This window comes from Aliibacillus thermotolerans (assembly GCF_027853235.1).
In the GTDB taxonomy this organism is placed as follows: Bacteria; Bacillota; Bacilli; order Bacillales; family Marinococcaceae; genus Aliibacillus; species Aliibacillus thermotolerans.
Map to the genome: position 1 here is coordinate 1 of NZ_WKJG01000058.1, position 9426 is coordinate 9426.

8 protein-coding genes are annotated in these 9426 nt (G+C 41.7%); all 8 read right to left on the minus strand.

The window, feature by feature from the left end; translation table 11 throughout:
- The coding region (locus GJS40_RS09745; RefSeq protein ID WP_270897696.1) for a transposase at nucleotides 1-151 on the minus strand (151 nt) is incomplete at its 3' end.
- Nucleotides 152-409: 258 nt separating this feature from the next.
- A complete protein-coding gene (pstA, locus tag GJS40_RS09750) occupies nucleotides 410-1294 on the minus strand; it encodes a phosphate ABC transporter permease PstA (protein WP_270897690.1) in 885 nt (294 codons plus the stop codon).
- Entirely contained in the window at nucleotides 1294-2232 is a 939-nt protein-coding gene (gene pstC, locus GJS40_RS09755; RefSeq protein ID WP_270897691.1) for a phosphate ABC transporter permease subunit PstC, read from the minus strand. The genes pstA and pstC overlap by 1 nt, the downstream gene beginning before the upstream one ends.
- 95 nt (nucleotides 2233-2327) lie before the next feature.
- Nucleotides 2328-3344, minus strand: coding sequence for a PstS family phosphate ABC transporter substrate-binding protein (locus tag GJS40_RS09760; RefSeq protein WP_270897692.1), 1017 nt, complete (start codon nucleotides 3342-3344; stop codon nucleotides 2328-2330).
- Between the two features lie 542 nt (nucleotides 3345-3886).
- Nucleotides 3887-6163: a S8 family serine peptidase gene (locus GJS40_RS09765; RefSeq protein ID WP_270897693.1), complete on the minus strand. Its 2277-nt coding sequence runs from the start codon at nucleotides 6161-6163 to the stop codon at nucleotides 3887-3889.
- 87 nt (nucleotides 6164-6250) lie between these two features.
- Nucleotides 6251-6880 carry a uracil phosphoribosyltransferase gene (gene upp / locus GJS40_RS09770; protein WP_270897694.1) on the minus strand — a complete coding sequence of 210 codons (630 nt, stop codon included), beginning with the start codon at nucleotides 6878-6880 and terminating at the stop codon, nucleotides 6251-6253.
- 282 nt (nucleotides 6881-7162) lie between these two features.
- Nucleotides 7163-8404, minus strand: a complete 1242-nt coding sequence (gene glyA / locus GJS40_RS09775; protein WP_270897695.1) for a serine hydroxymethyltransferase — start codon at nucleotides 8402-8404, stop codon at nucleotides 7163-7165.
- A gap of 139 nt (nucleotides 8405-8543) precedes the next feature.
- Complete coding sequence (locus tag GJS40_RS09780) at nucleotides 8544-9110, minus strand: TIGR01440 family protein (RefSeq protein WP_377902129.1); 567 nt, start codon at nucleotides 9108-9110, stop codon at nucleotides 8544-8546.
- Nucleotides 9111-9426: the final 316 nt, after the last annotated feature.

Genomic DNA, 9426 nt, shown 5'->3' on the forward strand with positions numbered 1-9426 from the left:
GTAGGTGTTGAGCCAGGGTTTTAGAGAATCCGATTTTCTCATCGAATTCTCTAAAGATAAATTCACCTGTATCAGAAGAAAGAGAACCCCCATCATTTGACAATTTAATTTGACGATTGAAATCTAACGTTAATTGCGGTAAAGTAGCCATTATAAGAATCCTTTCTGTGGTTATTTTGTCGTGATTTAACTTTAACAGAAATGGATTCTTTTTTCATTTATTTGATGCATGATCAAGTCAGATGAAACGCTTGATAAATAAGCATTCAAAAGTAATCAAAAGTTTTCTATGAATAATTCAGGTTAAATGTTCTTTGTACACAAAAAAAAAGAGAGACTCACCAAGTTTTTGGCGAGCACCTCATTTTTTAATGACTGGGTTTCGTCCTTGTCCCAGCATTTGATTGTTTTAATACCGTTTCTGAAATTTATTTCGGATAATAATCGCTGTGGCATTTAATAAAAACAACACGACGAGCAAAACAATAATGGTTGCTGCTGCTAAATTGGCATATTCATCTACTAAAGAAGAATCCAATGTCCAGTAATAAATTTGCATTGGAAGCACTGTAAATTTATCAAAAATACTGCCCGGAAATGGTATCAGTAAAGCTGGGATTCCAATTACAACTAAGGGGGCCGTTTCTCCAATCGCGCGGGATAAGGAAAGAATTGCTCCTGTTAAAATCCCAGGTAGCGCTGCAGGCAAGACAATATTTTTAATCGTTTGCCACTTGGTTGCCCCCATTCCGTAAGAGGCTTCCAATAATTGTTGGGGCACCGAACGAATTGCTTCTTGGCTTGCGACAATCACAATCGGCAAAATTAAGAGAGACATTGTCAAGCCCCCGGCGAGCACGACATTGCCAAGATCAAGCGCACGAACAAAAATTGTGAGTCCTAAAATTCCATACACGATCGAAGGTACTCCGGCCAAGTTGGAAATATTTGTTTGTAAAAAATTGAGTAAACGACCTTTTTTCGCATAAAGTTCTAAGTAAATGGCCGTTCCAATACCAAGAAACATCGTCACCGGAGCAACGACCGCCATGAGCCAAAGGGTTCCGAGAATCGCTCCCATAATTCCTGCTCTTTCTGGCTGTGTTGACAATTTTCCTGTTAAAAAGCCCCAGTTAATCCAACCTAATCCGTCACTTAGAACGCGATATATTAAAATAAAAAGCACGGCGAGTCCGAATAAAGCAGACAAGAAGAAAATGATTTGCGAGATGTAATTGAGAAGAATGCGAGCACTCATCCGCTTTTTCACTTGTGCATGATCCACGTATTCCATTAATACTCCTCCCTAAATCGGCGTGACACATAGCGTGCGAGTAAATTCATCAACAAGGTAAAAACAAATAACGTCATCGCTACCGCATATAAACTGAAATAAATGGTGGATCCTGCCGGCGCATCTCCACTCGTTACTTCCACGATATATGCTGTCATCGTTTGCATCGATTGTGTGACATCAAAAGTAAAGTTTTTCGAGCTTCCACTAGCAATCGTAACAATCATCGTTTCTCCAATTGCGCGAGAAATTCCTAATACGAAAGAAGCAACAATTCCGGAAAAAGCTGCTGGAATGACGACCCGTCTTGTTACCTCTAATTTCGTCGAACCAAGAGCTAAGGCTCCTTCTCGCATTGCATTTGGCACCGCACTCATCGCATCTTCTGATAAAGAAGCAATCATCGGGATAATCATAATACCCATGACAATCCCCGGACTTAAAATATTCGTTGTCTCAAGTCCTGGAATAATTTGACGTAAGACAGGCGTGACGAACGTAAATGCAAAAAAACCATATACAATCGTTGGGATACCTGCCAATACTTCCAAGAGTGGCTTTAATGTTTTTCTTACCCTTTCAGAAGCATATTCGCTTAAATAAATGGCGGTCATCAATCCAATTGGAGCGGCGATTAGCATCGCTATGACAGATGACATCACTGTCCCCATCACTAACGGAAGCACTCCGAATTCAGGGTTTTGGCTAAGTGGTTTTAATGTCGTACTCGTAAAAAATTCAACAATCGATACTTGTTTAAAAAACTCAATGGTTTCTGTTAGAAGCGTAATGACAATCCCAATCGTTGTTAAAATAGATACCGCTGCAATCACAAACAACATTGGTGGAATCATTTTTTCTAACTGATTGAATAGTTTACGAGTACGTTTCTTCTCACTTATCATCTCTTGAACACTGTTCTGTTTATCGGACGACATGTTCGGAAACCTTCCTTCCAACGTGTGAAACGTAACCAAGATGAGAGCACACGTACTCTCATCTTCGTTACCACACAACATTCTTTTTTACCGGCTTACTGCAATCCCTCTAAAAACTCGATATTTTCTTGTACTTCTTCTTCAGGGATTGGAGCAAAACCAGTTTCACCAGCGAATTCATTGACGTTATTCATCACGTAAAGAGCATAATCTAATACTTGTGGTTTTTCTTTTGCATGATCCACGTTCAAGTATGTAAATACTGGACGTGTATAATCCGCATACTCTCCATCTTCAGCAATAGTGTCTAACGAAGGCTCTACTGGACCATTACCAAAGTCTACATTTACCGCTTGTAATTGATCCGTATTGTTTACGTAGTAACCAAATCCGAAGAACGCAATTCCGTTCACATCTTCAGAAATAAGGTTAACGAGTGTAGAATATTCTTGTTGCAAGTTCACATCTTCTTTTAAGTCTTGTTCTTCTAAGATTTCTTCATAGAAAAACTCATACGTTCCGTGGTTTTCGTTTGGACCATACGTGTTGATTTTTTCATCCGGCCATTCTGGGTTAATGTCAGACCAATTGGTAACATCAGAGTCAGCAAGGAAAATGCTTTCTAATTCTTCCGCAGTCATTTCCGTTGCCCAATCGTTATCTGGATGGATAACAAAAGTCAATCCGTCTAATGCTACTTTTAATTCTTTCACTTCGATACCTAGTTCGTCTGCTTTCGCTTGTTCTTCTTCTTTAATTGGACGAGACGCATCGTTGAAATCTGTTCCATCTTCTACGAGAAAGCGCTCAAAACCAGCACTTGTACCCGCACGACTTACTTCGACAGAAACTCCTTCTTGTTCTGTTGTCATATATTCTTCCGCTAGGCGTGACATTAATGGATACACCGTACCGGAACCATCAATCACAACACTACCTTCTAACTCGGAGGTTGCTTCACCTTCTCCTTCTTCTTCTTGAGTTTCTGATGCATTGTCTGCATCATCTGTTGCCGCGTTGGTTTCTTCCTCAGAAGAATCACTTCCACATGCTGCTACAACGAGCATAAGAAGAGCGACAATAAAAAACATGAATGCTTTTCTGAGTGACATTATCTGTCTCCCCCTCTACCTATCCTTAAAATTTGTGGTTGTCCACCAACCGTGTAACAATTCAAAGTATAGCAAGGTAGTTTGTGGTTGCCGTTAAGGGCATGTAAATATTTTGTAAATAAAGTATCGTAGGAGAATAACTTACGGTTTTTCGGGTATTTAGGATAGAAGGGTTTGTTATAAGGAGCGTTTTCACGGTAGGCTACTGAACATTCCTTCATGCGATGGATTTTGGAAGGAGAAAAACAAAAAAGCGTCGCTTGAACCAATGATGGGACGTGTTTTTGTATGTTGACTTGCAATAGTGGTCGTATGAAATGAAAAATGGAATCATTTAGGTGGAAAAAACTTGTTTGCTTGCGTCATGGGACTTAAAAAGGAGAAAAAAACGAAAAAATATGTCACATGAATCGTTGATACGAAGAAACTCGCCGAGGCGAGTTTTCTCCTTTTTCATGTCGATATTACCTAAGCGGTTGCTTCCGAACGGGGCAGAAGTGAAAAATACGACTTCTGGCCCCGTTCTTCCATCGCCTTCACGCCTAAGCGGTTGCTTCCGCCTTTCTATTCACCCTTGTTCTTTCGAGGGAGATGAAGGTGTCGTATACTTCTTCTTTGTCTCCGGCTTTGGCATAGACAACGGCTCGGTAAAATCCTTCTGGGACTGGGGCATCTTTTAATAAAAACGTATTTTCGTGCAGACCGGCTTTGAGTTTTTCTTGTTTATCAAGAACGCCAAGATACGTGAAGGTGTCCGGGTCATATAAAGCAATTTCCAATGTGTCCGCTCCGCCCGGTAGATACACTTCATACCGGAAGCGAGCGTTATTATCAACACGGGAGATGAGTTCTCTTCTTAAATCAAAAGCTCCGATGCGAGGATAATCTGGTTCGTCGTGAAATAATAAATATGGTATGTGAATCGGCTCTCTTCCACCTTTAACGACGATGGTCCCGTATAATTGACTATATTCGACAGCGCTTGCTTCTTTTGTAAATGAAATGTTGACTTCTTTTTTTTCTCCCGGGGAGAGTGTTATTTTTTCAGGCGCTTTTATCGATATACCTAGAAATTGATCATGATCATCTGCGTGGAATGTGTAAGTTTTCGTTTCGTCGGAATGGTTTTCGATCGTTACCGTCTCTTTTTGAATCATATCTTCTTCATGATCCCATATTCCGAGAGATAATGTCCCTGGGTAAATCAACGTGTCCGTGTTCATTGCTTTCGCTACATCGACTCGACCCGTTCCTTGAACAAAGGGTGGATACGGTGTGTTTTGGTGGTCTATTAAAGGAACGGCCGTGTTCATGAGCGCTGCTTTGATTTGATGCGCCTCCCACTCCGGATGGGCTTGTTTCATGAGCGCTGCGGCTCCGGCAATATGAGGTGCTGCCATACTCGTTCCGTTGAGAGGAAGGTATCCGTTTGGAATCGTACTGTGAATATCGACGCCGGGTGCAACCACATCGGGTTTGATTTGCCATGATTGTGTGACTGGTCCGCGCGAACTGAAAAACGCAATATGATCCGTCTCTTCTTCTAAAATCGTACGTACGGTGGCAAAGGTCGATACGTCTTGTTTTGCTTCAATTTGCTTTTTTAATAAATCTCCGTGCTCACGACTCACCGTCACTACAGGTAAAGGGATGGCTTCATCTGTTCGCCCGGCAAAAGAACCAGCGACATTATTATAAATAATGACCGCACTCGCTCCTTTTGCTTGCGCGTTTTTTATTTTTCGAATGAGAGGAATTCCTCCTCGTTCGATTAAAACAGCTTTTCCTTTCACTCCTGCTAAATCTTCTTCTAGCCCTAACCCTCCGTAGACAAGGGGAAGATTTCGTTTAAATTGCCACGGTAACGTTCCTTCCACTGGCGTAATTTCCATCACAATCTCCGGCTGATCTTGTAACGTCAGCTTTGGCATTTGTAACGGAGGAGTGGACGCACCGACAGAAATCGCTTGATCGGCTGTGCCGGGAGAGCCAACACTCCACATCGATGGTCCGCTATTACCGCTGGAAGTAACCGTAAGAACGCCTTGTTCTGCTGCTTTGTTTAAAGCGACACTCGTCGGCCAATCAGGACCGTTAATGGGGCTTCCGAGGGACAAATTTAAAATATCGACTTCATCTTCTATCGCACGCTCAATCGCAGCAAGAATTTTTTCCGTCGATCCGAAACCTCCCGGGCCTAGCGCACGATACATATAAATTTCCGCCTCTGGTGCGACTCCTTTCACCGAGCCATTCGCTCCAATAATGCCGGCCACGTGGGTGCCGTGAAAAGTTTTTTTCCCTTCTCTGTCGATTCCTTCCATCGGATCATCATCATCTTCGACAAAATCATAACCGCCGTGATAATTCTTTTTCAAATCTGGATGGGTGTAGTCCATCCCTGTGTCAATAATTCCGATTTTTACCCCTTTTCCTGTAAGACGGTTCCCGTTTTCGTCGACTTGTTTGAAAGCATTGGTTGCCCCAATAAAAGGAACACTATCTTTTAAAGAAACGTGATACGTTGCTACGTCGTCAAAACGTTGCACCCCGTGAATGGTCGACAGTTTTTCCCGGTCTGACTGGTTGATTTGAACAGCAAATCCTTGGAACGCATATTGATATGTCTCCACTATTTGCGAATCTGGTATGGCTTGTAATACCCTTGTCTGTACATCTTCTATCTCTTCATCTTCGGACACCATCACAATCATTACTTCTTTTTCAGAAGCGATTGCGACGGTGGTAAAATAAAATTCGATCGATAACACGGAGATAAGAAGACAACATATGAGGGTTGATATTTGTAATGGACGCATCTTTTTTCCCCCTGCACATCTCTATTCTTCTTTAGAATGTGTCAGGGAATCGTATTTATGAACGATAAATATTGGAAATATGTCATTTTATTTCGTACCAAATAAACGGTCTCCCGCATCGCCGAGTCCCGGAATAATATACCCTTTTTCATTCAATTTCTCATCAAGTCCTGCCAAATAAATATCCACGTCGTCATGCGCTTTTTGCACCGCTTCGACACCTTCTGGAGCAGCAATTAAGCACATGAGTTTAATTTGTTTTGCGCCGCGCTTTTTCAAACTATGAATTGCTTCTACCGCAGACCCGCCCGTAGCAAGCATAGGATCCACGATAATAAATTCCCTCTCGTGGACATCACTTGGCAACTTGATATAATATTCCACTGGTTTTAACGTTTCCGGATCACGGTATAACCCAATATGACCTACTTTTGCAGCAGGGATCAGTTTCAGGACTCCGTCTGACATTCCAAGACCTGCCCGTAAAATTGGCACAATACCTAATTTTTTCCCGGCAATAATGTTCGAAGTCGCCTGACCAACCGGGGTTTGTACCGTCACTTCTTTTAAAGGAAGATGGCGGGTAATTTCAAAAGCCATCAATGTCGCCACTTCATTGACCAATTCGCGAAATTCTTTTGTTCCTGTATTCACATCTCGAATCATCGTTAGTTTATGTTGAATTAACGGATGATCTAAAACATGTACCTTTCCCATCTTCATCTAGACTCCTTTACGTACCGGGAATTCCGGATTCATTTCTGTGAAACTTACCTTTTGAAATTTTACAGAAAAAAAGTATCCCATTCAAGACTCAAAGAAATGTTTGATTTCTTTCTTGGCATGCTGAGGGGACTTTTTTGAAATGTCTTTTTTCTCGGATCAAGGAGAAGGACCCCGAAGCGTCCCTTTAGAAAATCTTTCATCGCACCACCGCAATATTTAATCAGACAAAAAAAGAGCTGTGCCAAGTACCATCGTGGCACAACTCTTTCTTTATTATAAATACGAATACATTGGAAATTGTTTTGTTAATGCATCGACACGTTTGCTTGCTTCTGCTAGAACTTTTTCGTCTTCATGATTTTTCAATGTCATTGCCATGATCGCACCGATTTCATCCATTTCTTTTTCGCCAAAACCGCGGGAAGTAACTGCCGCAGTTCCTACGCGAATCCCGCTTGTAATAAATGGACTTTCCGGATCAAATGGAATCGTATTTTTGTTCGTTGTCAATCCTACATGATCCAACGCTTTTTCGGCATCTTTTCCGGTAACGTTTAAGTTTTGTAAATCTAATAGTAAGAGATGGTTGTCCGTTCCCCCGGAAACAAGGTTAATTCCTTCTTGTTTCAATGCTTCACCGAGACGTTTTGCATTTTTAATGACGTTTTGGGCATATGTTTTAAAGTCGTCTTGGAGCGCTTCACCGAGAGCAACTGCTTTTGCTGCAATGACATGCATCAGCGGTCCCCCTTGTAAACCCGGGAAGACGGCCTTATCGATTTGTTTTGCAAATGGTTCTTCACAAATAACCATTCCGCCGCGAGGACCCCGTAACGTTTTATGGGTGGTTGTTGTGACAAAGTGGGCATGCGGCACCGGGTTTGGGTGAAGGCCTGCTGCAACAAGTCCGGCAACATGCGCCATATCAACCATTAAATATGCGCCAACTTCATCTGCAATTTCACGGAACTTTTGAAAATCAATTTGACGTGGATACGCACTTGCACCTGCAACAATCAGTTTCGGTTTATGTTCTTTCGCTTTTGCTAGTACGGCGTCGTAATCAATTGTATGATCTTCTTTCGTTACACCATATTCCACAAAGTTGTATTGGACCCCACTAAAGTTTACCGGGCTTCCGTGGGTTAAATGTCCCCCATGGGAAAGGTTCATTCCTAATACAGTGTCTCCCGGTTCAAGAATCGTAAAATATACCGCCATGTTCGCTTGTGCTCCCGAGTGCGGCTGAACATTGACGTGATCCCCGCCAAATAATTCTTTGGCACGGTCTCGCGCTAAATCTTCGACAATATCGACGTATTCACACCCACCATAATAACGACGACCCGGATATCCTTCTGCGTATTTGTTTGTAAGTACCGATCCTTGTGCTTCCATCACTGCTTGGCTCACGAAGTTTTCGGATGCAATTAATTCAATTTTATTCCGTTGCCGCTCCAACTCTCCTTGCATCGCTTCAAACACTTTCGGGTCTTGCGTTTTAATCGTATCCATTCTGTTGGTTACCCCTTTCCTTCTCACGCTATATGTGTCATTCATTCGTTATTATTCTACAATTTTATTATTTTCTGTTCTATTGTACCATGAATTTTTATCTAAATCCGTATGTTTTTTTAAAAAAACTATAAAAACATTAGGATTTAATTTCTTTCGGATAACTAGCACGTGGTCCGCCAATTAACTTCGGCCGAGTATACGCCATGGTGACATGGGCTTTTCCAATTGTGGATACTTCCGAACGAAGGGGTACTGCGACGCGCTTCAAATGCATGCCAATCAGTGTATCTCCTATATCAATACCTGCATGGGCAGCAACTTGCTCCACTAAGACAGGATCTTTCATTTGTTGATAGGCATACGTTGCCATAGAACCACCGGCGTTGCGATGGGGAACTGCCGTCACTTCTTCTAAATGAAACAAACGGACCGTTTCTCGTTCAACCACAAGGGCGCGATTTAAATGTTCACAACATTGAAAAGCAAGATGCACTTTTGTTTTTTGTTGAAATTGCGCGAAGACTTCGTACAATACTCGAGCAACTTCGTCAGAACTGTGCGATCCGATCTGTTTTCCAATCACTTCACTCGTGCTGACGCCGATAACGAGTAGTTTCTCCCCGTTCAAAGCGATCCGTTGTTCTAATGTATCTAAACATGTTTCTAAGGAAGACATCCATTCTTGTTGTACAGAACCGCTCATCATATCACCTCCAATTAAATGTATCACAAATAGCAAGAAATCGAAATGACTGACATCTCTAGGGAAAACTATCTGATCTGCAAATTATTTTGTGGAAATATGTAAACCTGAATTATTCATACTTCCAATGAAGATTTAATTTGATACCAAATCCAATGATTTTTTGTTATCTAAACAAGTAAGAGCTGCTAATTTCGATAAATATGATAAATGATAAAGGTGAATGGCAGTAAAATCCTGATTTTGGGCATACTACCCCCTTGGTCTTTCATCCTTTTAAAAAAACAGCTATTCAATTGAATTATTCTAGCTTAAG